16 protein-coding genes are annotated in these 24346 nt (G+C 56.5%); 12 read left to right on the forward strand and 4 right to left on the reverse strand.

All coding sequences use genetic code 11. The annotated features are described in order from the left end of the window. Positions 1–235: 235 nt before the first annotated feature. From H8K11_15900 to H8K11_15915, 4 genes are all read left to right on the forward strand, one after another. Entirely contained in the window at positions 236–607 is a 372-nt protein-coding gene (locus tag H8K11_15900; protein MCS6265235.1) for a type II toxin-antitoxin system RelE/ParE family toxin, read from the forward strand. Between the two features lie 5 nt (positions 608–612). Then, on the forward strand, positions 613–972 hold the full coding sequence (locus H8K11_15905) for a helix-turn-helix transcriptional regulator (GenBank protein ID MCS6265236.1): 360 nt from the start codon (positions 613–615) through the stop codon (positions 970–972). 433 nt (positions 973–1405) lie between these two features. After that, the gene (locus tag H8K11_15910; protein ID MCS6265237.1) at positions 1406–4183 is read left to right on the forward strand and encodes a PAS domain S-box protein; all 2778 of its coding nucleotides are present in this window, start codon (positions 1406–1408) and stop codon (positions 4181–4183) included. Further along, a complete protein-coding gene (locus H8K11_15915; protein ID MCS6265238.1) occupies positions 4149–4910 on the forward strand; it encodes a response regulator in 762 nt (253 codons plus the stop codon). The genes H8K11_15910 and H8K11_15915 overlap by 35 nt, the downstream gene beginning before the upstream one ends. A gap of 74 nt (positions 4911–4984) precedes the next feature. On the opposite strand, the gene H8K11_15920 is transcribed toward H8K11_15915, so the two are convergent. Further along, positions 4985–5563 carry a lipocalin family protein gene (locus H8K11_15920; protein MCS6265239.1) on the reverse strand — a complete coding sequence of 193 codons (579 nt, stop codon included), beginning with the start codon at positions 5561–5563 and terminating at the stop codon, positions 4985–4987. A gap of 434 nt (positions 5564–5997) precedes the next feature. Between H8K11_15920 and H8K11_15925 the strand changes: the two genes are divergently transcribed. The 8 genes from H8K11_15925 to H8K11_15960 all read left to right on the forward strand — a co-directional run bounded on the left by H8K11_15925 (position 5998) and on the right by H8K11_15960 (position 20631). Next, positions 5998–6333: a hypothetical protein gene (locus H8K11_15925; GenBank protein MCS6265240.1), complete on the forward strand. Its 336-nt coding sequence runs from the start codon at positions 5998–6000 to the stop codon at positions 6331–6333. A 23-nt stretch (positions 6334–6356) separates the two neighbouring features. After that, positions 6357–8525: a type I secretion system permease/ATPase gene (locus H8K11_15930; protein ID MCS6265241.1), complete on the forward strand. Its 2169-nt coding sequence runs from the start codon at positions 6357–6359 to the stop codon at positions 8523–8525. A gap of 25 nt (positions 8526–8550) precedes the next feature. Further along, complete coding sequence (locus H8K11_15935) at positions 8551–9942, forward strand: HlyD family type I secretion periplasmic adaptor subunit (protein ID MCS6265242.1); 1392 nt, start codon at positions 8551–8553, stop codon at positions 9940–9942. A gap of 55 nt (positions 9943–9997) precedes the next feature. Beyond that, positions 9998–10948: a hypothetical protein gene (locus H8K11_15940; protein ID MCS6265243.1), complete on the forward strand. Its 951-nt coding sequence runs from the start codon at positions 9998–10000 to the stop codon at positions 10946–10948. After that, positions 10935–18176 carry a hypothetical protein gene (locus H8K11_15945; GenBank protein MCS6265244.1) on the forward strand — a complete coding sequence of 2414 codons (7242 nt, stop codon included), beginning with the start codon at positions 10935–10937 and terminating at the stop codon, positions 18174–18176. The genes H8K11_15940 and H8K11_15945 overlap by 14 nt, the downstream gene beginning before the upstream one ends. Positions 18177–18472: 296 nt before the next feature. Further along, a complete protein-coding gene (locus H8K11_15950) occupies positions 18473–18967 on the forward strand; it encodes a hypothetical protein (protein ID MCS6265245.1) in 495 nt (164 codons plus the stop codon). Between the two features lie 236 nt (positions 18968–19203). Beyond that, complete coding sequence (locus H8K11_15955) at positions 19204–20061, forward strand: SUMF1/EgtB/PvdO family nonheme iron enzyme (protein ID MCS6265246.1); 858 nt, start codon at positions 19204–19206, stop codon at positions 20059–20061. A 213-nt stretch (positions 20062–20274) separates the two neighbouring features. Beyond that, a complete protein-coding gene (locus tag H8K11_15960; GenBank protein ID MCS6265247.1) occupies positions 20275–20631 on the forward strand; it encodes a c-type cytochrome in 357 nt (118 codons plus the stop codon). A gap of 80 nt (positions 20632–20711) precedes the next feature. On the opposite strand, the gene H8K11_15965 is transcribed toward H8K11_15960, so the two are convergent. The 3 genes from H8K11_15965 to bioF form a co-directional block, all read right to left on the reverse strand. After that, positions 20712–21875 carry a PilT/PilU family type 4a pilus ATPase gene (locus H8K11_15965; protein ID MCS6265248.1) on the reverse strand — a complete coding sequence of 388 codons (1164 nt, stop codon included), beginning with the start codon at positions 21873–21875 and terminating at the stop codon, positions 20712–20714. A gap of 56 nt (positions 21876–21931) precedes the next feature. Further along, entirely contained in the window at positions 21932–22990 is a 1059-nt protein-coding gene (locus tag H8K11_15970) for a type IV pilus twitching motility protein PilT (protein ID MCS6265249.1), read from the reverse strand. Between the two features lie 180 nt (positions 22991–23170). Further along, entirely contained in the window at positions 23171–24331 is a 1161-nt protein-coding gene (gene bioF, locus H8K11_15975) for an 8-amino-7-oxononanoate synthase (GenBank protein MCS6265250.1), read from the reverse strand. Positions 24332–24346: the final 15 nt, after the last annotated feature.

Below are 24346 nucleotides of genomic sequence, written 5' to 3' on the forward strand. Positions count from 1 at the left end.
GATTCTTGCGCATGTTCCATTACCTGTCAACGCTATCTAATATAGGCGGCGCGGCGTCCAATATAGGGGGTATCGCGCGTTATGATTGCAAGGATTGAACGCTTGGATTGTTGGATGGGCTGCTCACAAGTGACTGATGTCTAGAGAGATTCTCATTCTGAGAGGATCCACATTCACTTAGCGTTGCATGCAATATGTACTTGACATCATATGTATTAAAATGCATACTTAACACGTGAAGAAGTGGCAAGTAGAATTTTATGATGATTTCGAACCTGAGTTCGATGCGTTGCCTGAGACGGTTCAAGACGAATTGCTAGCGCATGCTGAGCTGCTAGAGCACTTTGGCCCAACACTAGGTAGGCCGACAGTTGATACACTAAATGACTCCCGGCACGCTAACATGAAAGAGCTAAGATTCAAGGCTGACAATGGCGAGTGGCGAGTGGCATTTGCGTTTGATCCTGGCCGAAAGGCGATGCTTTTGGTAGCTGGTGACAAATCGGGAGTGAGTGAGAGACGTTTCTACCGAGACTTGATCCGCAAGGCAGATGACCGTTTCGATGCTCACCTGGCAAAAGTCAAAAAGAAAGACAGAAAGGCGTGATAACCATGGCTACCACACTGAATGAAAAGATGAAGAAAGTTGGTGTAGGACGACGGAGGAGAATAGAGGCAAGGGCTGCTCAACTGATCGCTGAAGAGATGTCTTTGCGAGAACTACGGCAGGCCCATAAGTACACCCAGAAAAAGATAGCGAAGGCTTTGCATATTGGCCAAGATGGCGTCTCACGTCTTGAGCAAAGAACAGATCTTTTACTTTCCACACTCAGAAGTTATGTAGAAGCTATGGGTGGTAGCCTATCCATTATCGCTGAATTTCCCAATCAACGACGAGTGATTGTATCCGGTCTGAGCCAAATTGGCACTGCTGAGCGAGCAAAACGAGAAGAGGAAGCCGTTCACTGCTAGAGTGCTTTCCCCGGAACAATCTTTCCGTTGTTTGACCAACGGAGCCTGCCGAGGTAGACGTGAGGGTGCACCCGGTTATTTAGGGCAGCAGGCGCCCCCTCATGTTTCTTAAGAGACTCATGCTCCCATAGCAATCAGGTCGAGCGTGAAGCCTAATGGCTGCTCCTTGGTTTGACGGTTCCCGTTGGGGACACCACACTTCTCCCGGTTATTCGTTGGCTCAGCCTTGTCGGGAACATTCTTCCCAGACAGGACAGCCATCTCACATATAAAGCTTCTTGCGGCTTCATGGAGGATGGTTTCTGTCGTGGGAGAGGATCGCTGTAGGGCCGGCAGCTAAGATCGTCACTGCCGTCGTCGACCACGAAGCTGCATCTGTCGCTTGCCTCATGATCCGGTGTCGTTACGCGTCAGTAACGTACGGAGTCGTTCTGTGATGAGTGTACCCCTGCGCTGGTTTCACGCCGTCCGCTCACTGATGTATTCAGGCGTGACCGAACGGCAATGCTATGCCCTCTGTGCGGTCATTATGGCCGGCACGGCGGTCGTTGATGTATACACCCCGCTGGGGCTCGCCGACGGCGTGGGATACCTGGCGGCCGTCGTGGTCGCTGGGCTGGCACCATCCCAGCGATTCCCATACATCGTGGCGGCTATCTCAACCGGGCTCATTCTTCTCGGCGGCTATTGGTCTGAATCTGGGGGCATTCTCTGGATCGGGGTTACGAATCGGGCCATCTCTATTGGCGCTATCTGGCTGATCGCCTGGGTTGTTCTGCAATGGAGAACGGCCGCCCGCAGCCGTGCTCATGACCTCTCTGTCCGATTGCGATCCATCCTGACCCACAGCCAGACGAATATCTTTGTCAAAGATCTCCAGGGCCGATACCTCGAGGTGAATGAACAGTTTCTGTTTCTGACCGGCTTCTCGGCCGAGATGGTGATCGGGAAAACAGATTCGGACCTCTTTCCGCCTGAGACAGCCGCCCTCTATCGTGAGCATGACGGCCGGGTCATCGAAGCCGGAGCGCCCATGAATTTCGAAGAGACGTGGGCACTCAATGACGGGCTGCACCTCTATATGGTCTCCAAGTTTCCCTTGCGCGATGAGCACGGCGCTATTGTGGCCATCGGCGGGATTGCCACGGATATCACCGCTCGGTTGCAAGCTGAGGCGGCCCGGAGTGAAGCCCAGGAACGGTTCGATTTGGTGGCGACTGCCACGCAGACCGGTATCTGGGACTGGGACCTGCAAACGAACCACATGTATTACTGCCCGCTGTGGAAAGCGAGTCTGGGATATCAGGAGCACGAGATTTCCAACTCACCGACGGAGTGGGAGTCTCGATTGCATCCCGATGACAAATCTCGCGCCTTTGCACTTGTGGATGACTATCTGTCCGGCAGCATTCCCTCCTACGAACTCGAACACCGCCTGCGTCACAGGGACGGCAGCTACCGATGGATTCAGACCTGTGCCCTGTTGCAGCGGGATGCTGACGGGAGACCCCGTCGGATGATCGGGTCGCACGTGGATATTACGGAACGGAAGCGAGCAGAAGATGCGTTGGCTCAGAGTGAGTCTACGTTAAGGAGCTTCTTCAATAGCGGCGCCATGATGATGGGGATTGTGGAACTGCTCGACGGGGATATTTTGCACGTCTCGGACAATCGCCGCGCCGCGAGTTTCTTCGGGACGACACCGGAGTCGATGCAGGGAAAGCGCGCCTCGGAGCTGGGTGCGCCCCCTGACATCATCGCGCACTGGATTCGATATTACGAAGAGACGGAACGGACGAAACAACCGGTGCGATTCGAGTATGTCCACTCACAGAGAGGCAGCGGTATCGAGTTGTGTTTCTCCGCCACCGTCTGCTGGATTGGTACAGGACCAAGCGGGCGGTCGCGTTACTCCTATGTGGTGGACGATGTCACGGAAGCACGATGCTTGGCAGAAGCGCTGGGCCAGACGGCCGAGCGGTACCACGGTGTGGTGACTGCACTAGCAGAAGGTGTCGTTTTGCATGATGAGCAGGGGAGGATTATCGCCTGCAATCCGAGCGCGGAGCAGATTCTTGGGCTCACGGCCGACCAGCTGATGGGGCGGACGCCGGTCGATCCGGGATGGCAGGCGATTCATGAAGATGGGAGCCACTTTGCCCCTCATGAACGCCCGCCGATGGTCACGCTTCGGACCGGTCGCCCATGCTCGAATGTCATCATGGGTCTTTCCAGACCGACGGGAGAGCGGCGATGGATTTCAATCAACACGCAGGCGCTTCTGAGAGCCGGTCAAGATCGACCGTACGCCGTCGTCGGCTCTTTTCATGACATTACCGAACGCCGTCGGGCGGAACAGGCCTTGCTGGAGGTGCAGAGTCAGCTGGAGCAACGCGTGCGTGAGCGAACGGCGAGGATTCAGCAACTTGAATCCCAGCGGTCTCAGGCGGAAAAACTTGCGGCACTGGGCCACCTCGCGGCTGGTATCGCCCATGAAGTCAACAATCCCCTGGCCGGGATTACCAATGCGTTTCATCTGGTGAAGCAGGGAATCGAGCGCGAGCATCGACACTATCGATTTGTGGATCTCATCGATCGCGAAATTCAACGCCTCACGGTGATCGTGAAAAAGATGTACACCCTGTATCAGGGCCTCCCGGCGACCGAGCGACAGGCGACCGACATAGCGGAATTGCTCCAGGACGTGGCCACGTTGCTGGAACATAAGATGGCCGTGAAACGACTCCGGTTACACACAGAGGTGGATACTACCCTTCAGATGGTCAATGTGTCGCGTTCCGACCTGTTTCAGGTGTTGCTCAATCTCGTGCAGAACGCCATCGATGCCTCTCCCCCCGGCAGTGAGGTGGTGCTGAACGTGTCCGAGCGCGAGGGGCTGCTGCGATGGAGCGTGACCGATTGCGGGACGGGGATAGCACCGGACATTCTTCCCCGTATTTTTGAGCCATTTTTTACGACAAAGCCTGGTGTCGGTTGGCAGGGACTCGGACTCGGGTTATCTGTGTCGCGCGGGCTGGTGCAAGCCATGGGGGGGCGGATCGAGGTCCAGACTGAACTGCAACGGGGTTCGACGTTCACGGTGGTATATCCCTTGGAACAGCCGGAGCTGTCGGGGGGGCGAGCGGTGGGAGTGGATACAGACAAGGAGCAGAACGATGACGACTATGCCGCAACGCATTCTCATTGCTGATGACGAAGAAACGTTTCGGGAATCGACCGCGGAAATTCTCGCTGAGGCAGGATACGCGTGCAGTGCTGCCAGGGATGCGGCTGAGGCTGAAAGCCTGCTGGAAAACGGCTACGACTTGTTGCTGGCCGATGTCCGGATGCCGGGGAACGCTCACCTTGAGTTTCTTGAGAACGTGTCCAGACGACATCCAGAGCTTCCCGTGCTGGTGATTACGGGGTACCCGACAGTCGGGACCGCTATCGAGTCGTTTCGCCTCTCGATTGTGGACTATCTGATCAAACCGGTTGGTGTGGACGATCTGAAGCGGGCGGTGGAGCGCGGGCTTCGGCGGAGGACCCTTGCCCGTGCAGTCAAGGAGGCCATGACCGAAACGGCCAAGGTGGCGGGAATTTTCGATCAACTGGGCCAGGCGATGAGGGAATTCGGGCGAGGAGAAGCACAAGTGGAATGGAGCGCCCATGGGTACATGGTCCAGGCCATGGGACACATCGCACAGTTGTCGGCACTCGTCGGGCAAACGTTGGAAGCCTCGCGTGGGAACAGGCCTCACACTCCCACGGACGTCTGTGCATTGATGCAGTGTCCCAGGCTGGATCGGTATGAGGCGGCCATTCAGGACGCCGTCGAGGTCATGGAGCGTACACGAGGCTCGTTCAAGTCGAAAGAAATCGGCGCGTTGCGGCAGCGGCTGGAAACCCTCTTGCGCGAGGGGCGCCGGCATGGCTGAATCCGTGCGGTAAATGCAACGCAAGCCCTCTCGTTGCAGCCGCGGTCATCAGCGCGGCCGGCAAGCGTAGGCGATCATGATGCCGGTCGGCGAGTGCCAATGAGATCTGCGGTTGGAAAGCCGAGGCGCTTGGCCTGCTCGACGAGGCGCTGATAGGTAACCTCTTCCAGCTGAGGGGCGCGCGAGAGAATCCAGAGAAACCGACGATCAGGTGTGCCGACCAACGCGGTTCGGTATTCCGGATCAAGCGCAAGAATCCAATAGTTCCCATCCCGTGATGAACCGAAGAGCCGCGCGAAGAAGTTGTCGAAGACCACGGTGAGCCGAGCATTGGTTTTAGGGTCGATCACCGTCGCCACACCCTCCGCCTGATCAACTCCGCCACTGTCGGTGAGACACTCATTGTGAACTCCGATCCTGCCGTCCGGACGGCTGGTATAAATGGCTTTCGAGTCAACGCAGTGCCGCTGAAACCACATCGGTAGCCGGGCGATCTCGTACCACGTTCCCGCGTAGCGGGCGAGATCTACCGAAGCCACTGTCGGCAATGTGTCCTTGTGCTCCACGCCCGCACAGGCTGTGACGGTAAGGCAGAATGCCCAAACCGCCAACGACGCGCTCAATCGGATCCAGCTATCTACCACGCCTTGCATCAGCAATTTATTAATCGGTGTGTACATAGTGTGCACTTGGGGTGTGTTGTAAGGATCGGGCTTCAGATCGTCAACACGGGTCATCACAGCCGTGGTTTTATCATAACAAGCACCAATGCCGCTGCGTAGCGAACGGGGGGGAGGCAACGCCGGGTGCAGGAGGCTGCGCGAGTGAAGAACCACGGCGTGCTTACCCCGTAGGCTCTTGGCACTTGTTCAGTTCGTTGTGTGTACCCCTGCATCGTCACCGTCAATGCGTGGCGCAACCTTCATATACCTAGGTGAATCTCTTGGCCTACCAAAGTTTTTGCCTCTGCCCAACCTCCGGGGAATAGTGCGCCGGGCAGTCTCGCCATAACATCGCCTCTGTCGCGCGAGAGTCCGGGCGACTTGCGAATATTGCATCACTCTTGGTGACACAACGGAGGTACAGCATGGCAGAAAGTCATCATCCTTTGCAGCGCGGGGATAAGTCGGTCGCTGTGAATGTTCGGCTGAAACCAGTTTCCCCATCGGATCACCCGATTCTTGTGAATTACACTCATGTTGGTCTCTCGGACGGACTGGCCTATGTCGATTTCGGATTTCTAGAGCCTGCTTTGTTGAACGCCGTGGCCACGCGCGCGAAGCAAGGCGAAGTTACACCGAAACAGGTCGAAGGAATCAGCACGGCTCGTGTTGCGTTGCCTCTCGATTCCGTGGTGCGTCTCTATCAGCAACTTCAGCGGGTGCTGGTCAGTCTCCAACCTCCTAAGACCAAACAATCCTAACCTGTCTGACCGACATCTTCTCCATGGATACGTTGACGTCCAATCCCGCGGATTGCTCTGTGCCAAGTCCCGTTGAAGATACGGGCTTGTTATGCCTGCTCATGCTCGCCAGGTTCCACGACCTGCCTGTTGACGGGGGGCAGATTCAGCATCAGTTCGGGCATTCGGGTAAGGTCCTGGCGACGCAGGATTTGCTACGCGCAGCCAAACACGTCGGGTTTCGAGTCGGTCTTGTGACCGCTCGATGGGACGAGCTTACGGCAACTCCATTGCCGGCCATTGTCCAACTACTCGATGGGCGATACGTCGTCCTGGCCAAAGCGCAGGACGACAAGGTACTCATCCATGATCCATTGGGGGCGCGACCGCTGGTTCAATCGAGAGAGACGTTCGTCACAACTTGGAGCGGCAGGTTGCTACTGTGTGCGAAACGCGCGGGCCTCAGGGCGCAGGATCTTGCCTTCGACATCACCTGGTTCGTTCCAGCGGTGCTCAAGTATCGACGGCTATTAAGCGAAGTGTTGCTGGCGTCCTTTTTTCTGCAGCTCTTTGCACTGCTCACTCCCTTGTTTACCCAGGTGGTTATCGATAAAGTTTTGGTTCACAAGGGCTTCACGACCCTGCATGTTTTAGCCATCGGTATGCTGGCGCTGGCACTATTCGATGCTCTACTCGGTGGGTTGCGTACATACCTATTTGCTCATACCACCAATCGGATCGATGTTGGTTTGGGTGCGCAGCTCTTCAGACATCTTTTGGCTCTCCCTCTTGCCTATTTTGAAGCCCGTCGGGTTGGCGATACCGTCGCACGTGTGCGCGAGCTCGAACATATCCGTCAATTTCTCACCAGCAATTCCGTGACCGTCGTGCTGGATGCCGTGTTCATCGTCGTGTTTCTCGCTGTGATGTGGCTCTACAGTTTGATGTTGACGCTGGTGGTGCTGGCATCTCTGCCGCTCTATGCCATTCTTTCGGTTGTCATTACGCCGACGATTCGCGCACGGCTCAATGAGAAGTTTAACCGCGGAGCGGAGAACCAATCATTTCTCGTCGAAGCCGTGAGCGGTATTCAAACAGTGAAGGCTTTGGCCGTCGAGCCACCGTTGCAGCGCCGCTGGGACGAACAATTGGCCGGATACGTGCAAGCCAGCTTCCGTGCGACCAGTCTGATCACCATAGCCGGCCAACTGGCGACATTCATCCAAAAAGCTACGACTATTGCCGTTATGTGGGTCGGTGCGTATCAGGTCATCGATGGAGCGCTGAGTATCGGCGAATTGATCGCCTTTAACATGCTCGCCGGGCAGGTGACCGGGCCCTTGTTGCGTATGGTGAACCTCTGGCAGGAGTTTCAACAGGTCGGCATTTCAATACAACGCTTGGGCGACGTGTTGAACACCAGGCCTGAACCTGCGTATAGCCCGGCCCGCACAACGTTGCCGCAGATCGCCGGACAGATTACGTTTGACGACGTCACCTTTCGCTATCGCCCAGATGGCCGGCCGGTTCTGCAACAGGTCTCCTTCTCCCTCCAGTCAGGTCAGATTATTGGGATGGTAGGACGATCCGGGTCTGGCAAAAGCACCATCACGAAGCTGATGCAACGGTTGTATGTGCCGGAGCGTGGCCGTGTACTGGTCGATGGGATAGATCTTGCGCAGGTAGATCCGGCTTGGTTGCGTCGACAAGTCGGCGTGGTGCTGCAGGAGAACTTTCTTTTCAATCGTTCTGTTCGAGACAACATCGCATTAACTGACCCGGGGCTCTCGATGGATCGTGTGATCCAGGCAGCGACGTTGGCGGGTGCCCACGAGTTCATCCTTGAATTGCCGGACGGATACGACACGGTCGTCGGGGAGCATGGCTGCGCCCTCTCCGGCGGGCAACGTCAGCGTATCGCTATTGCCCGTGCGCTCGTTGCGAATCCTCGCATTTTGATCTTTGACGAAGCCACTAGCGCTCTGGACTATGAATCCGAAGCGATCATTCAACGGAACATGGCACAGATTTGCAAGGGGCGCACGGTCCTCGTCATTGCCCATCGCTTGAGCACGGTTCGCCCTGCACATCGGATTTACGTCCTCGACAAGGGACAGATTGTCGAGGACGGGACGCACGATGATCTGATCAAGCGCAACGGGATGTATGCGCGACTTCATCGATATCAGGAAGGGCGGTCCGCCGCCGCATGATGGCGCAGAAACCGGGGAAACGCTGATGAAGGCATTATTGCGACAGCTAGGGGCGTGGCGTGCGGCATGGCAAATTGAACGGACTGTGCCCTTGGTGTTTGTTCCCGACGGGAAAGCGGTGGAGTTTCTTCCCGCCGTCCTTGAAATCCAACATGCGCCGCCTTCTCCGATCGGTCGGGCAATTCTCTGGACCATCATCCTGGTGTTCGCGACGGCGGTGACCTGGTCATCCCTTAGTCGCGTTGATATCGTTGCGATGGCACCCGGCAAGATCATCCCTAGTGGTTATTCAAAAACCATCCAGCCATTTGAAACTGGCGTCATTGCCGCCATTCACGTGCAAGACGGTCAGGCCGTTCGTCAGGGAGAGGTGCTGATCGAGCTGGATGCGACGCAAAACGGCGCTGATCGGGATCGGGCGCTTAACGAATATCGAGCCGCGCTGGTCGAGGCTGCTCGATTGCGCGCGTTGATTGCGGGGCATTCCACTTTCGAAGTCCCGGAAGAAGCCGATCCCCAATTTCTAGTGCTTCAACAACAACTCTTGCGGGATCAAGTCGCGGAGCTTTCCGCTCGGGTTGATAAATCCCGGCACCTTATTAGTCAACGCCGGGCGGCGTTGGATGCGACGAAGGATAATATCCGGCGGTTAGAGGCAACTGTTCCGATTGAGGCTGAACGAGCTAAGGCCTACCGTTCTCTGTTAGCGCAACAGTACGTGTCCAAGATGGACTATCTCCAATTCGAGCAGCAACGCATCGATAGGGCGCAGGAGTTAGCTGGGCAAAAGAGCAAGTTGCGGCAAGATCAGGCTGCGCTGGCTGAGGCCGAGCAAAACTATCATGTCCTTCTTTCAGAGTTTCAGCAGAGCAAACAGACGGAGCTCTCCGTTACCGAAACGAAGGTTACGTCGCTGCTTCAAGAAGTGCGCAAGGCTGGACAGAAAACCGAGTTGCAGAGACTGGTGTCGCCGATTGACGGGGTGGTGCAGCAGCTGGCGGTGCATACGGTGGGTGGTGTCGTCACGCCTGCGCAACCATTGCTCACCGTCGTGCCCCAAGACCACCCTGTGGAAGTTGAAGCGCAGTTCGAGAACAAGGACATCGGCTTTGTGAGGGAAGGGCAGCCGGTTGAAATCAAAGTCGAGACGTTTCCGTTCACCTTATATGGAACGATTCCAGGAAAGGTGTTGACCGTCTCGGACGATGCGGTACCGTTAGACAAGGAGAAAGGCGGCCTGGTTTACGCGAGCCGGGTAAGTATGGATCGAGCCACGATGCAGGTGGAAGGAAAGCGTATCCATCTGTCGCCTGGGATGGCGGTTACCGTGGAGGTCAAGACCGGTCAGCGACAGGTGATCGACTATCTGCTGAGTCCCTTATTGAAGTCTATGCAGGAGAGTTTGAGGGAGCGTTAGGAAATATCTGAGATGGAACTATGTTGCGCAACAAACCTCAGGAAGAGGATTGGTCATGAAGATGATGTCTGGTCAAATTGCTAGGAGCATTCTCGTTGCAGGGTTGCTGTTCGTCACCACAATCGTGACCGGCGAGGCGGGGCTATTGGGGAAAGAAGAGACGCCTGGAGAGCGATTTCGGAAGGCCATTGAGAAGATCAGGCAGGCGTGTGAAAGCCGGAAACTTGATCCCGGGGAAGTGTGTGGGGAGGTAGGCAAACTCAAGCCAGCTGATCCCTTGGCGACCGAAGAGGGCCGCTTCGCCCATTCGATCAAGATTCCTAACCCGGTTCCGGAAGATAGCGGCTACAAGCCAGGGATGACGAGCCAGGAATACTTTGATCATTTGTGCAAGACCGAGGCGGGGGAGTTCATCTACAGGACAGTGGAGAATGTGGAAGGCCTGTACATGATGAGATCGCGCGAGTCGGTGAACGACTATAAGCTCCAGCATCTTTATGCACTCGAAGATCCGTATGCTTACTCGGATATCGAAACTGATGCGCCGCAAAAGCTTTTTATCAATCCCCCTTGGTGGCGGTACAAGTTTTTAGAGCTTCGAAAGGTCGTGCCGGTTTCGGGCTTGAGTACTGCCCCCCGGTATCTGCGGTACTCCGGGTATGTGCAGACCAAGAGCCCCATGGTGGTGGAAGAAGTGTCCACGCTTAAAAGTCGATATGGCTACATCTGGCGAGGGGTGCGACGCCCTCACGACCGAGAGCTAGGAATCGCGGGCGGGGAAATCATAGTGCTAGACCTGATGTCCAATGACGTGTTGGCAGTGCGTCGTGGCTATATGCGTAGCGGTGACGTTCGGAACAATTTAACTGGAGTTTGGTGGGTAGGCGGGCAGGCCTGTCCCGTATACAAGCATGCGAATCAATACACCTACGAATTCTTGAGTAGGGTTATCAAGCCTGCTCCAGTGGCGGGTAGTGAAGAAGGAGGTTTCGGTGTCGCAAGGTGAGATCAGTATTTGGTTGCGGTTTGCGCTGCAGCAAATGGCAGCGGAGAGTTACCTTGATGGAATTGATTGGCGCAATGCCGAACAGGTAAAGGTGCAACTGCGTCTTGGGAATAATCGTTCCGGGTTCCCAGAAGTTGGGGCAACGCGCGTTACGGGGACGGTGGCGCAACCGCTTCAAGATCAAGCTTTTGTTGATCGATACCAAATCGTCGACCATCACGCCAACGACGCTACGGGGTTCAGCGCCACCCTGCTGTTCGATAATAGTACGAACAGTTATACCCTCTCTTTCCGTAGCGTAGAGTACCAACAGCAAGTCGATGGCGGTGACTGGGAACGAGATGGATTGCCAGGGGCAGCAGGTGAGATCGCCGGAACAGGATTCTCTCTTGCCCAACTCGTGAGTATGGAGCGGTACTATCGGGAACTGAAAGCCAATCCGAACATGCTTCCGCCTGGTGCGATCCTCAATGTGACAGGCTACTCGCTCGGGGGACATCTTGCGACGGTGTTTACCGAACTGCATGCTGACGAGATTAATCATACCTATACTTTCAATGGAGCAGGGAGAGGGCATCTCAACGGGGGGACGCCTGGCTTGCCCGAGGCCGAGCGAATCCGTCAGATGCTGGAGTTTGCAGAGTCCAAGATGTTGAACTGGGATCCCTCAGGTGAGGCCTTTTTCAACGGAAACAGTGGGAATATCTATGCTGAACAATGGTATCAGGGGATTCGAGGCGAGACAGTTCTTGCATTTCTGCCCACAAGTTCATTTCTGCCGCCAGGTGAAGTTGGCATTAGTCCAGCGTTCAACAAAATTACGCAGTTAGTTGGGCAGGCTACACACAATGACCAGCCGTATGTCGCAAATTCCGGAGTGCATGCTGAACCGACCTCTATTTTCATCGAGGACCAACCCGACATTGATGGGTTTGGTGGACTGTTTCGGCAAGCAGGTAGTTTCGGCACCACACACAGCATCACCCTGATCGTCGATTCTCTCGCGCTCGCGGAACGGATCCAAGAGATGACCTCCACGCTCAGTCGAGAAACGATCGAGCGTCTTTTCTCCGCGGCGTCCAGTCTCACAGGTTCCGGCTTCGTCGGTGTCACTGGTCTTGCCGAAGGCAATTCCTTGGAGAAGATATTGGATGGTTTACGCAAGGCTTTTGATCCGAACGCTACTCCCACTCCCTTCGGCCGACAGACGAACGATTTCGGCCAGCTCACGTTCCGGAACCAGTTCTATACTAACCTGGAAGAATTGCGAGGCAAGAGCGCACAGGTCATCAGTCTTGTCGATCTGGGTTCGAGTGAGGTCTTTGCGACGGCAAAAACCACAACCTCTGAAGGGTTGGCCTACCGGTATGCGCTTCGCGAGTTGAATCCGTTCGTGGTGACCGGCATCGACTATGAGACCCTCCACAATCAGGACCATTCGCTCGACCTTTATGATTCCAATACCGGTGTGGGTGTGTGGACTCAGCTGGCACTAAGTGACCGGGCGGAACTATTGGCGGAGAAATTGCGGTTCAATCAGGCGGAGGGGGTCCCTACCAGCCATACCTTGTTTATCGACGAAACGAGCTTCTTCAATAACCAACGTGGGGCTGCAGCAACTGAAGCGGTAATCTTCGGGGATGCTGAGGGCCGAGAGTACGTCGGGCGGACAGGTAGCGATCATCTCTATGGAGGGGCTGGGGAAGACACGATTCGCGGGGCTGGGGGACAAGACTATCTTGAGGGTGGTGGAGACAATGACAGGCTATTCGGCGAAGCTGATAATGATATTTTGCTGGGGCAACAAGGCAGCGACTTTCTCGACGGAGGTCGTGGCGCTGATCGCATGAGTGGTGGTGCCGGAGATGATACCTATATCGTCGACAACCCAGGCGACAGAGTCGTCGAGTTTGAGACTGCGGGAATTGATGAAGTACTGGCTTCGGTGGATTTTACGCTGAGTGCGAATGTGGAAGGCTTAATTCTTACAGGATCCGGCAACATCGCAGGTATCGGTAATAATCTCGACAATACGATAAAAGGCAATAGTGGCAACAACCGCCTTGCAGGCATGGGAGGCATCGACCTCCTCGAAGGCGGCATCGGGCTTGACACTTACATCTATCATTCCGGCGATGGGCTGGATCGAATCGAAGACAGCGACGCTCAGGGTCAAATCATATTCGACGGCCACCTATTGCAGGGCGGGATTCGCCGTGTGGGCGATGCCGCTAATACGTATACAAGCCTGGATGGTCGAACCACTTATGCAATGTCCGGGACCGATCTCATCGTCAACGGTGTCCTCATCGTGAATGAGAATTTCCAGAGCGGTCAAATGGGGATTCAATTGCGCGATGTCTCCCCTATTCCGTCTGATACAGGGCTTCCTGCAGGACCTTTTGGGCATGTGTTGGTGGGAGACGGTGGGGATGAGACGCTCATTGCCACCAATCCGTATTCGTATGCCATGTATGGCAACGAAGGAAATGATGTCCTCACCTCTCAGGTGCCGTCAATACATGACTCGTTCTCTGATCTTCGTGATGGTGGGGCCGGTGATGACATCTTAGTCGGTGCTGGAGGGAATGATTATCTCGTTGGGGGTAGCGGTGATGATTATGCCGATGTCTCCGATGGGGACATCTTTTTGGGGGGAGATGGCAATGATATTGCTGTGACTGATACCGAGATAGCCAATTACGCATGGACCCATATCGGCAGCGGCACACACTATATTGACGGGGGCGCCGGCAATGACGTGTTATTGGGCGCCCTTGGCGTTGATGTGTTGCTTGGTGGGGAGGGGGAGGATGTTCTTAGGGGAGAGAACCGTCCGGTGGGTTGGATTGCAAAAGCATATGGTGTTGATCTCATTCCACAAAGTTCTCCTATGCTGGCATTTTCCTCGGCTCTAGGCGCGGACGACTATCTCGATGGAGGTGCCGGTAACGACCTGCTTGTCGGTGACGGAGGAAACGACATTCTCATCGGCGGGGCGGGCAACGACTTGCTGTATGGTGAGTCAGATTTTGCCCAGACTATTCCTGGCGATGATTGGTTGGATGGTGGTGAGGGCAATGACCGGCTATTCGGCGGCGCAGGAGCTGACTCTCTTTCCGGTGGGGATGGCGACGATCTTTTGGTCGGAGACTTTTCAGAGGATCTCGGGTCTGAAGATATTCTCGATGGCGGCGCCGGAGCCGATGAACTTCAAGGTGGAGGGGGCCACGATATTCTGTATGGTGGAGTCGGGATGGATCGGCTCGCTGGGTTCGCCGGGAACGATGTTCTCGATGGTGGTGCGGACAGCGACGAGCTACAGGGAGGAGCCGGTGACGATTCGTTGTGGGGTGGCCTCGGTAGTGATCTAATGACCGGGCAGGAAGGCGATGACGAGCTCTTCGGGGATGAAGGGGATGACGAGGCTCATGGGGATGTCGGCAACGATACGCTCTTCGGCGGTGCCGGCAATGACGCTCTCTTTGGCCAAGATGACCATGATCTCCTTTCGGGTAATGCCGGGGATGACTTGCTGAATGGCGGGCTCGGCAATGATCAGCTTGATGGTGGTGATGGGATCGACGATGTGCAGGGCCGAGAGGGAGACGATCTCATTGTTGGCGGCACCGGTGATGATTTCCTCTACGGTGATGGCAACGACCCCACTGTCCTGAATCTCCTCGGGGGCAATGACACCCTGGACGGCGAAGAGGGCGATGACCAGTTGTGGGGTGGTGCGGGGCAGGATCAACTGTTCGGTGGCGAGGGAAACGACCAGATGGTGGGCGATGTGGGAGATGATGCCTTGTTCGGGGATGCCGGTGATGACTCTCTCTTTGGAGACTCGCCGCTATTTGTGGGACAGGCGGGGAACGATGTGCTCGATGGCGGTGATGGCGATGACGTCCTTCATGCAGGTGCCGGGGAGGATGACCTGCACGGCGGGGCAGGAAATGATCGGCTGATCGGCGGGGCTGGGAGTGACACGTATCGATTTAACCTGGGGGGCGGTGTTGACTCTATCGAGGATGATGCAACGCAGAGCAATCGATTGGTCTTTGGCGCTGGTATTACCGCTGAATCCCTGAGGTTGGACGTGGCAACCGGTGATTCCCTTGTCGTACGTGTCGGGAGCAGTGGTGATGAGGTTCGGATTGTCGGCTTTGGGCTGAATTCACCCTCCGAGTTTCACACGATTAATCAGTTCGAATTTGCCGATGGCACGGTGCTGACGGACGCCGGATTGCTCGCGCGAGGGTTTAACCTGTCCGCATCAGTGGACGGAGGAACGATGGTCGGTACATCCTTTGCCGACCATATGCAAGGCAGTCAGGCTGCTGATTGGCTCCACGGACGTGATGGAAACGATGTCCTCATTGGCGGCGAGGGCGCTGATGTGTTGGAGGGGGAAGAGGGCGACGATCTAGTGGAAGGCGACGCCGGAAATGACCGGCTCTATGGTGGCGCTGGGGTGAACGTATTGCGCGGAGGTGAAGGAAGTGATCTGTTGGTGTCAAACGCGGCCGACGATCAGTTATTCGGTGGGACCGGCGACGATGTCTATTACCTTCTCTCAGGACTTGCCACCGTGTCAGAGGACGCGAATGGGGGCATTGATACCATCCAACTAGCGCCCAGTGCTTCTCTTGCATTTCAAGCGCCTGACCAAGTGGAGAATGTTCAGATCCTGAACGATTTGTATTTGGAGTCGACTCAGCGAGTAGACCTGGTAGGAAATGTGCTGGACAACCAATTGTCCGGTCCCAACCAGCTTGACGGCCAAGGAGGAAACGACATTCTCATCGGGGTGGGCGACAATACGTTCTTGTTTGATCGTGGGTACGGGCAGGACATCGTGCGGATGGGCATGCAGACGTATGCCCACACAGGGCTCGATCAGGTACTGTTCGGAGCGGAGATCGCGCCGGGCGATCTCATACTCGAAAATCATGTCAACGATCTGGTCGTTAAGGTCAATGGGAGCACAGACCAATTGACGGTGGAGTCCTTTTTTGTCTCCCCGAGCAATCACGTGGACCAATTTGCGTTTTTCGATGGAACCGTGTGGGATTTGAGCACGATCGAGAGTCGAGTGCTGACTTTTCTCGGCAGTGACACCGACGACACGCTCTACGGTACTGATGGGGACAATCTCATTCGTGGGTTGGGGGGGAACGATCAAATCCGGGCTTCGCTCGGTGACGATACTCTGGATGGTGGAGCCGGAAACGATCTTCTGGAGGGGTATGTTGGTGATGATATCTATCTATTCGGTCGAGGATATGGGCAAGATTCCATCGACGATCAAGGCGATTCATCGGATGTCGACACGCTGCAACTCCTGGAAGGAGTCGGCCCTGGCGATCTCATGTTGCGTGCGACCCCTGATTTCGGTACCGGTGTAATTCTGACCATAACTAGTACCGCCGATCAACTCATGCTTGGCGGATTTTTCGCGTCTCCATCACTCCGTGTTGATCGGATCAAATTCGCAGATGGCACTATTTGGGATTACACCGCGATGCTGGCTCGCGTTGAAGGTGTGGATCTGGTTGGGACTGAGGACCTGGATTATTTGTATGGGAATGTCACGAACGACACTCTTTCGGGGTTAGGCGGAGATGATACCCTTTACGGTGGCGCAGGGAACGACAGGCTGGATGGGGGAACTGGTGCAGACACGATGGTTGGCGGATCCGGCAACGACGTCTATCTTGTCGAGGGGATTGGAGATGGCGTCACGGAACAGGCAGGACAAGGGACGGATACGGTTCAGAGCAGTATCACCTATGCGTTGGGTGCGAATGTCGAAAATCTTACGCTCATCGGGAATGCGGCCATCAATGGCACGGGAAACTCTCTTGGCAATGTCTTGACCGGCAATGGCGCGGTCAATGCTCTCAGTGGCGGAGCAGGGAATGATACGTATGTCGTTGGGGCGGGCGATACGATTGTCGAAGCAGCAGGTGCCGGGACTGACATTGTACGAGCTGATATCAGCTGGACGTTGGGGACCAATGTGGAAAACCTTGTGTTGACGGGAACCGCCGCAGTCAATGGAACCGGCAACAGCCTCGCCAATACACTGACCGGGAACAACGCCGCTAATATTCTTAATGGAGGAACCGGCGCAGATAGGTTGATCGGCGGGCAGGGCGACGACATCTACATTGTGGACAACGTCAGCGATCAGATTACTGAATTGGCCAATGAAGGTCTCGACACCGTTCAGAGTTCGGTGACGTATACCCTGGCGGCCAATGTGGAGAACCTGACGCTGACCGGGAGCGGAGCCATCAATGGGACCGGAAACGGGTTGGACAATATCCTGACCGGGAATAATGCCGCCAATCGACTCACTGGCGCTGCTGGGAACGACACGTATGTGATCGGGAGCGGCGATAGTATCGTCGAATCGGTGAATGCCGGTATTGACTCAGTCCAGAGTAGTGTCACGCACACGCTTGCCGTAAATGTCGAGAATCTGACGCTTACGGGAAGTGCTCTCATCAACGGCACTGGGAACGGGCTCAATAACATCTTGATCGGCAATAGTGCAGTCAACACGTTGACCGGTGGGGCGGGGCACGACACATATATTGTGGGAGTAGGAGATACGGTGGTGGAGGCGTCGAATGCCGGCACCGACACGGTTCAGAGCGCCGTAACCTGGAGTTTAGGAGCCAATGTGGAAAATCTGGCGCTGGTCGGATCTGCAGCGGTCAACGGGACGGGCAATTCTCTGGCCAATGTGCTGACCGGCAATGTCGGTAATAATTCACTGGTAGCCGGTGACGCTAACGATACCATTGCAGGTGGACAAGGAAACGATGTGCTCAATGGTGGGACTGGAAATGATGTCTTTCAATTCGCTCGCGGGGATGGTCAGGACACTGTGACTGACACGAGCGGGAGCAGCGATCGGCTCAACTTCGGGGCCGGGATCAATCCTCTGGACATCATGTTGAGTCAAAGTGCCAATGATTTGCGCATCGCGCTCTACGGTTCGACCGATCAGGTGACGATTGCCAACTGGTATGGGGGCGCCACTAATCAGATCGAAACAGTCCAAGCGGGTAACGGTCAACAATTGATGAGCACTCAGGTGAACCAATTGATCCAGGCGATGGCAGGATTCACGCAACAGACCGGGTTGAGTTGGGAGCAAGCCTTGGCCCAGCGCCCACAGGATGTGCAGCAGGTTCTGGTTGCGAATTGGCACTAGCGATATGTTCCGGTCGCTCCGCCTGCCCGGCGGGGCGACTCCCTCTTGACCGCCTCGTTTTTCTGGTCCTGCCTTAGCCTGGTCAGGGCAGTCTTCGGCAGATCATTCTTTTACCTCCCCTCTGTCTAACGGTATTACGGAGAGTTGTGGTGTGCCGTTGGCCAGTACCGAAGAGGTACAGCCTCCGTGGAATGGCCTGATCCGGTTTGGGTGGTACAGTCGGAACATCACCGCGAGGCAAACAATTCCGGTCAATCCAGCGCGCCGACCTATCCGCGCTTATGAGGAGGTTAACGATGTCGCACCGAACGGTTCCTCTTCTCGCCCTGATGACAGTTCTGGTAGCGGGGTTACAAGGGTGTACGACGATGAATCAGCCCGGTTCTTCCACGACGTTGCCAAGTAGTGCCTTCTTCACCATCGAAGCGACCGAGCTGAAGTCGCTTCAAGCCATCGCCCATGCACAGGACTCCCGCATGAAGAGTTGCCATAAAGGTCCCGCCTGTGAAGAGGCGTATTACACGCGTGGTCTGGTCGCGCTCTTTGAGAATCGAGCCGATGCGGTTACGGTATTTCAGGAACTGCACACAGCCATGCCGAACAGCCGCTATGAGGCGGCGACGACGGGCTGGCTCAATCTCTTGCAGGATACGGCGCCATCTTCCAAGCACCATCAGGCGTTAATGGCTCAGTTGAAGGAGGAAGTGCTGCATAATCTTCTGGAGCGTTCTGACTTAACGGCGCTGCGGACTATGAAGGACCACGACCGGCGGGTTGCAGAGCTCAAGTAATGAACGATTGAGAGCTATAAGCCTGGTGTCTCCTCCGGCCGGCATGCGTCGCATGCCGGCCGAATCTGTCTCTGTCTCTGCCTCTGTCCCCCCATTGCTCGCCTCCGCCAGTTGAATAGAGATCTCTCTAGTCCACCCTCTCTATACATATAGTTGAGTTTGCACAGACTCGCGGCTACACTTTGCCTGGGTAGATTCGGGTTGCGTCTGGGCGTATCCCTGGGTGAGAGGTGCATATGCGTCTGTTCATTATGACCTTCGCGGTATCCGTCATGCTGTTTGTCGGAGTCTGGTCGGTGCGAGCGGCCGAGCCACCGTCGGGGGCGGATGGCAAGGCGGGCGGGGCTGAGACGATCACAGGGCAGGATGGTGCGCCGATGGTGTTGGTTCCAGCCGGGCCTTTTACGATGGGGAACAACGATGGGCTTCCCGCCGAGCGCCCCGAACATGTGGTGACCCTCGACGCGTATGCCATCGATCGATATGAAGTGTCGCTGCAACTCTATCGAAAGTTTCTTCAGGCTGCGAGATATGATGCGCCGCCGACCTGGGATGATGAAGCGGCGGAGACGGTCGGCGATCGTCCGGCTGTCGGGATGAGTTGGGAGGATGCGGCGGCCTATTGTGCCTGGGCGGGGAAGCGACTCCCGACAGAAGCTGAATGGGAGAAGGCGGCGCGTGGAACCGATGGCCGTCGGTACCCGTGGGGCCCCATGCAGCCGTTTGTGGACATTGCCAACTACAATCGTGGCGTGTGGGTCAGCGAAGCCATCACGTTGGTGAGTGTGGCGGGTGGGGTGGAAGGAATGAGCGTCCGCCACGGCCTGAAAGCCGGGGGGCGTAGTCCATACGGTCTCCATCACATGGCGGGGAATGCAGCTGAGTGGGTAGCCGATTGGTACGATCGCACTTACTACGGCAAGAGTCCCGACAAAAATCCGATGGGTCCTGCCAACGGCGAGAAACGGGTGATTCGCGGCGGGTCCTGGGCCGATTTGCCTGTGGCGTTAAGTGCGTCCTCGCGGGTCTCGGCGGAGCCTGGTTTTCAGGACCGCACCATTGGATTTCGCTGCGCGATGGATGCCAAGAAATAGAGCCGGGGGTACGCCCCAAGGCTTTCGTAAGTTTCCTAATTCGTGGTTATGCCTGATTCAGGTGCCCCATCGTCTGTTCCATCGCCAAACAGAAAGCATAAGGCCGTCGCCGCGTTCGCGGCAGGGCTTGTGTTCCTGGTTGCGCTGGCGGGAATCCGCAATATCTCGCCTCCACCTGATTCAACCCCGGCTATCCAGAATATTGACCCGAACATGGTGCCGTTGGTGACCGGGGATGAACCGATTCAGGAACTCTTTGTCCGCGCCGGCTGTCCGGTTTGCCATCAGATTCCCGGCATTGCGGGCGCGAAGGGCCAGGTAGGTCCGCCGTTGTGGCTGGCGAAGACCGGAGCAAGTCGCCTGGCCGATCCGCAGTATAAGGGCCAGGCGCAGACGGTTCGTGAGTACATTGTGGAATCAGTGGTATCGCCGGGGATCTATGTGGTACCCGGGTTTCCGGCGAACACGATGCCGACCTGGTACGGACGAAAGTTGAGTGCGGGTGCCTTAGATAAAATCGCATCCTATCTCGAACAGGCGGGGGAAGAGCTTCCGGCAGGGCGTCCTTAGGCCGATCTTCCGATCAATTGCGTGATGTGCTCTCGCGCAGGAATGGCTCCCGAGGATCAGGGGCCTCAACATTCTGACCCTCAGCGTTTCTTGCTCCCGCCTTGGCCCATTTGTCCCTGAATCTGGAACCCCTTCTCATCCCGGTCGTTCTTGTCCAGGAGAGCCGCCACTGCATCGTCGCCCTTCAATCCCGCCAGTTTAATTTTCAGACGAAGATTGTTGGCGCTGTCGGCATTGATCAACGCTTGTTCAATACTGATCTTCCCGGCCTTATAGAGTTGCAACAGCACGTGGTCGAATGTCTGGCAGCCTTCGTCGATGCCTTGCTCCATCGCCTCTTTCAGGGTATCGATTTCAGAACGTTTGATGAGGTCCTTGATGCGCGGCGTATCCAGCATGATTTCGAGCGCAGGCACGCGGCGGCCGTCGAGGGAGGGAATCAATCGTTGAGAAATGATGGCTCGCAGGTTCAATGAGAGCTGCAGGTAGATCTGCGCGTGACGTTCGACCGGAAAGAAGTTCATGATGCGTTCGATCGATTGATTCGCATTATTCGAGTGCAACGTTCCGAGGCAGAGGTGTCCGGTTTCAGCGAAGGTGATCGCGGCTTCCATGGTCTCCGTGTCACGGATTTCACCGATGAGAATGACGTCCGGTGCCTGGCGCAGGGTATTTTTCAATGCGTGTCCGAAGGAATGGGTATCGAAGCCGACCTCGCGTTGGGTGACGATCGATTTCTTGTGGTGATGGACGAATTCGATCGGGTCTTCCACGCTGATGATGTGGCCGGCATGCACCGTATTGCGGTGGTCGATCATCGCGGCGAGGGACGTGGATTTGCCGGAGCCGGTCGCACCGACCACCAGTACCAGCCCTCGCTTGGTCATAGCGATGTCTTTGACGATGGGCGGTAGATCAAGCTGCTCAACGGTCATGATCTCCGCTTTGATGTGGCGGAACACCAGTCCGACATTGCCCTTCTGCCGGAAGATGTTCACGCGGAAGCGGCCAAGGTCTTTGTAGTACAGGGCGAGGTTCATCTCCATCTTCTCTTCGAACTCACCTCGCTGTTGGCCTCGCATGAGGGCCAGCGCCAACGACTCGAGCTGCTCGTTCGTGAACGGCGGGGCATCGGTCCGATGTGTCGAGCCATGGATGCGGTAAATGGGGGGCGCATCGACGGTGAGATACAGGTCGGACGATTCCTGCTTGACCATTACTTCGAGAAGCGTGCGAACATCCATGAAATGCCTCTTTCCAATACTGTGGGAAACCCGTTCTGGTTGCGTGGAGTGCCCGATTAGGCGGCGCCTCCTGCCGCGGCGCTGAAGAGATTGGGATTCATGCTGCGCGATTGAGCCTCAGCTTTCGTCACCAGTCCTCGTGTGGCCAGATCGACCAGGGCCATGTCCATGGTCTGCATGCCGTCTTTTTGGCTGGCTTGCATGATGCCGGGAATCTGGTGGAGTTTGCCCTCGCGGATGAGGTTCCGCACCGCAGTCGTACCGACCATGATTTCCACCGCCGCAATCCGGCCGCCGCTCTTCTTCTTGAGCAGGGTTTGAGTCAAGACCGCCTCCAGCGTTTCCGAGAGCTGTGCGCGGACTTGGGCCTGTTGGTTCGGAGGGAAGGCGTCGATGATGCGGTCGATGGTTTTCGGGGCGCTGGACGTGTGCAGGGTCGCAAAGACCAGGTGTCCGGTTTCGGCAGCGGTCAGCGCCAGCTGGATCGTATCCAGGTCTCGCATTTCGCCGACGAGAATGATGTCGGGGTCCTCGCGGAGTGCGGCGCGGAGAGCGTTGGCGAACGACAGTGTATGGACGCCCAGTTCCCGCTGGTTGACCAGACATTTCTTGGATTTGTGTACAAACTCGACCGGATCTTCGATGGTGAGAATGTGTCCTTCAAAGGTGTTGTTGAGATAGTCGATCATGCCCGCGAGTGTGGTGGATTTTCCGGACCCGGTTGGGCCGGTCACCAAGATCAGGCCTTTTTCGCGGTCGCAGAGCTGTCGAAGGATCGGCGGCATGCCGAGTTTCTCCAGGGGAAGGATCTCCGTCGGAATGGTCCGGAACACGGCCCCCAATCCACGCCCTTGCACAAACACGTTGACGCGGAATCGGGCAATGTCGCCGAGGTCGAACGAGAAGTCGCACTCCCGGTGTTCTTCGAAATTCTTGCGCTGCGCGTCACTCATCATGTCGTAGATCAGCGCGTGGGTTTCGTCCTGCGTCAGTGGAGGATGGTCGAGTTTCTTGAGGTCGCCATGCAGGCGGATCATCGGTGGTTCACCCGCGCTGATGTGGCAGTCCGAGGCGCCCTGCTGGACGCCAAAGGTCAACAGTTTGGAGATGTCAATCATCGGATCACTCCATGCAGTGAGAGAATGTATGGATAAACGAGCGCGGTTATGAGTAGAGGATCATGGCTCGTCAGGTTGATTCGATCATGCCATAGGAAGGTGAGAAAGCAAGAAAATACCCAGAAGAGACGAGGGGAAACGGTGGCCGGCGGCCGCTCTGCGAAGGGCGATTGGTGCTTAGATTATGTTGAGCGAACGACCTGCCTGCGCCAGCGCTGCCAGCGCCTGGTCGATGTGCTCATCAGTGTGATCGGCGGTGATCGTGAAGCGAATCCGGCTCGTGGACGCCGGCACGGTCGGTGGGCGAATCGCGGGGGCATAGACTCCCAGTGTGAGCAGTGTGTGGGCGAGGCTCATCGCGCGATCGGGATCGCCGACGATGACTGGAAGAATGGGGCTCTCCGAAGCGGCGAGCTGGAAGCCGAGGCCGCTGAGTCCTTGCGCAAGGCGATGGCGATTCCGCCACAATCTGGCTCGCCGCTCAGGCTCTTGCCGGATCACGCGGAGCGCCGCCGTGGCGGCCGCGGCGGCGGCCGGTGTGGGGGCGGTTGTATAGGTGAAGGCGCGGCAGGTATTCACGAGATAGGCTACGAATTCGGCTGATCCGGCCAGGTAACCTCCGGCGCTCCCGATCGCCTTGCTCAAGGTGCCCATGTGATAGGGGATGCGCGTTTCGACATCGCAATGTTCGAGGGTGCCTCGCCCTGTTTCCCCAAGGATTCCCGTGCCGTGCGCATCGTCGACATAGACGGCGGCGCCATACTGTTCCGCCAAGAGGGCGATGTCCCTCATCGGTGCGATATCCCCATCCATACTGAAAATTCCATCGGTGACGATGAGGGTCGGTTTGCCGGGGGGCCGGCGGCCAAGCAGTTGCTCCAGGTGATTCATATCCCGGTGGTGGTAGATGCGAAATGTGGCGCCGCTCAAGCGGCAGCCGTCGATCAGACTCGCGTGGCAGAGGCGGTCGGCGAGGATGAGTCCGTCTTTCCCGATCAGCGCCTGAACGGCGCTGATATTCGCCAGATAGCCGGCTGCGAAGGTGAGTGTGGCTTCAGTGTCTTTGAACCGGGCGAGTGCCGTTTCGAGTTCTTCGTGGGGCGTAAGGGTGCCGCAGACGAGACGCGAGGCCCCGGATCCTGCCCCGTATTGACGCGTCGCTTCGACGGCCGCTTCTATGACGGCCGGGTGGGTGGCCAGGCCCAGGTAATTATTTGAGGAAAGCAGGATCACGGTGTGCCCGTCAAGCTTGACCGTCGGTCCCGTGGACGAGGCAATGGTGCGCAGCCGGCGGAGTAGGTGCTGGTCCTGCAAATTCTGAAGATATTCCTTGAACATGGTGTCCCGTACCCG

The organism is Nitrospira sp. (assembly GCA_024998565.1).
Lineage (GTDB): Bacteria > Nitrospirota > Nitrospiria > Nitrospirales > Nitrospiraceae > Nitrospira_A.

Coding starts and splice junctions, on each gene's coding strand:
- H8K11_15905 (MCS6265236.1), top strand. CDS start 613: ATGGCTACCACACTGAATGAAAAGATGAAGAAAGTTGGTGTAGGACGA.
- H8K11_15915 (MCS6265238.1), top strand. CDS start 4,149: ATGACGACTATGCCGCAACGCATTCTCATTGCTGATGACGAAGAAACG.
- H8K11_15920 (MCS6265239.1), bottom strand. CDS start 5,563: ATGCAAGGCGTGGTAGATAGCTGGATCCGATTGAGCGCGTCGTTGGCG.
- H8K11_15925 (MCS6265240.1), top strand. CDS start 5,998: ATGGCAGAAAGTCATCATCCTTTGCAGCGCGGGGATAAGTCGGTCGCT.
- H8K11_15930 (MCS6265241.1), top strand. CDS start 6,357: ATGGATACGTTGACGTCCAATCCCGCGGATTGCTCTGTGCCAAGTCCC.
- H8K11_15935 (MCS6265242.1), top strand. CDS start 8,551: ATGAAGGCATTATTGCGACAGCTAGGGGCGTGGCGTGCGGCATGGCAA.
- H8K11_15940 (MCS6265243.1), top strand. CDS start 9,998: ATGAAGATGATGTCTGGTCAAATTGCTAGGAGCATTCTCGTTGCAGGG.
- H8K11_15950 (MCS6265245.1), top strand. CDS start 18,473: ATGTCGCACCGAACGGTTCCTCTTCTCGCCCTGATGACAGTTCTGGTA.
- H8K11_15955 (MCS6265246.1), top strand. CDS start 19,204: ATGCGTCTGTTCATTATGACCTTCGCGGTATCCGTCATGCTGTTTGTC.
- H8K11_15960 (MCS6265247.1), top strand. CDS start 20,275: ATGGTGCCGTTGGTGACCGGGGATGAACCGATTCAGGAACTCTTTGTC.
- H8K11_15965 (MCS6265248.1), bottom strand. CDS start 21,875: ATGGATGTTCGCACGCTTCTCGAAGTAATGGTCAAGCAGGAATCGTCC.
- bioF (MCS6265250.1), bottom strand. CDS start 24,331: ATGTTCAAGGAATATCTTCAGAATTTGCAGGACCAGCACCTACTCCGC.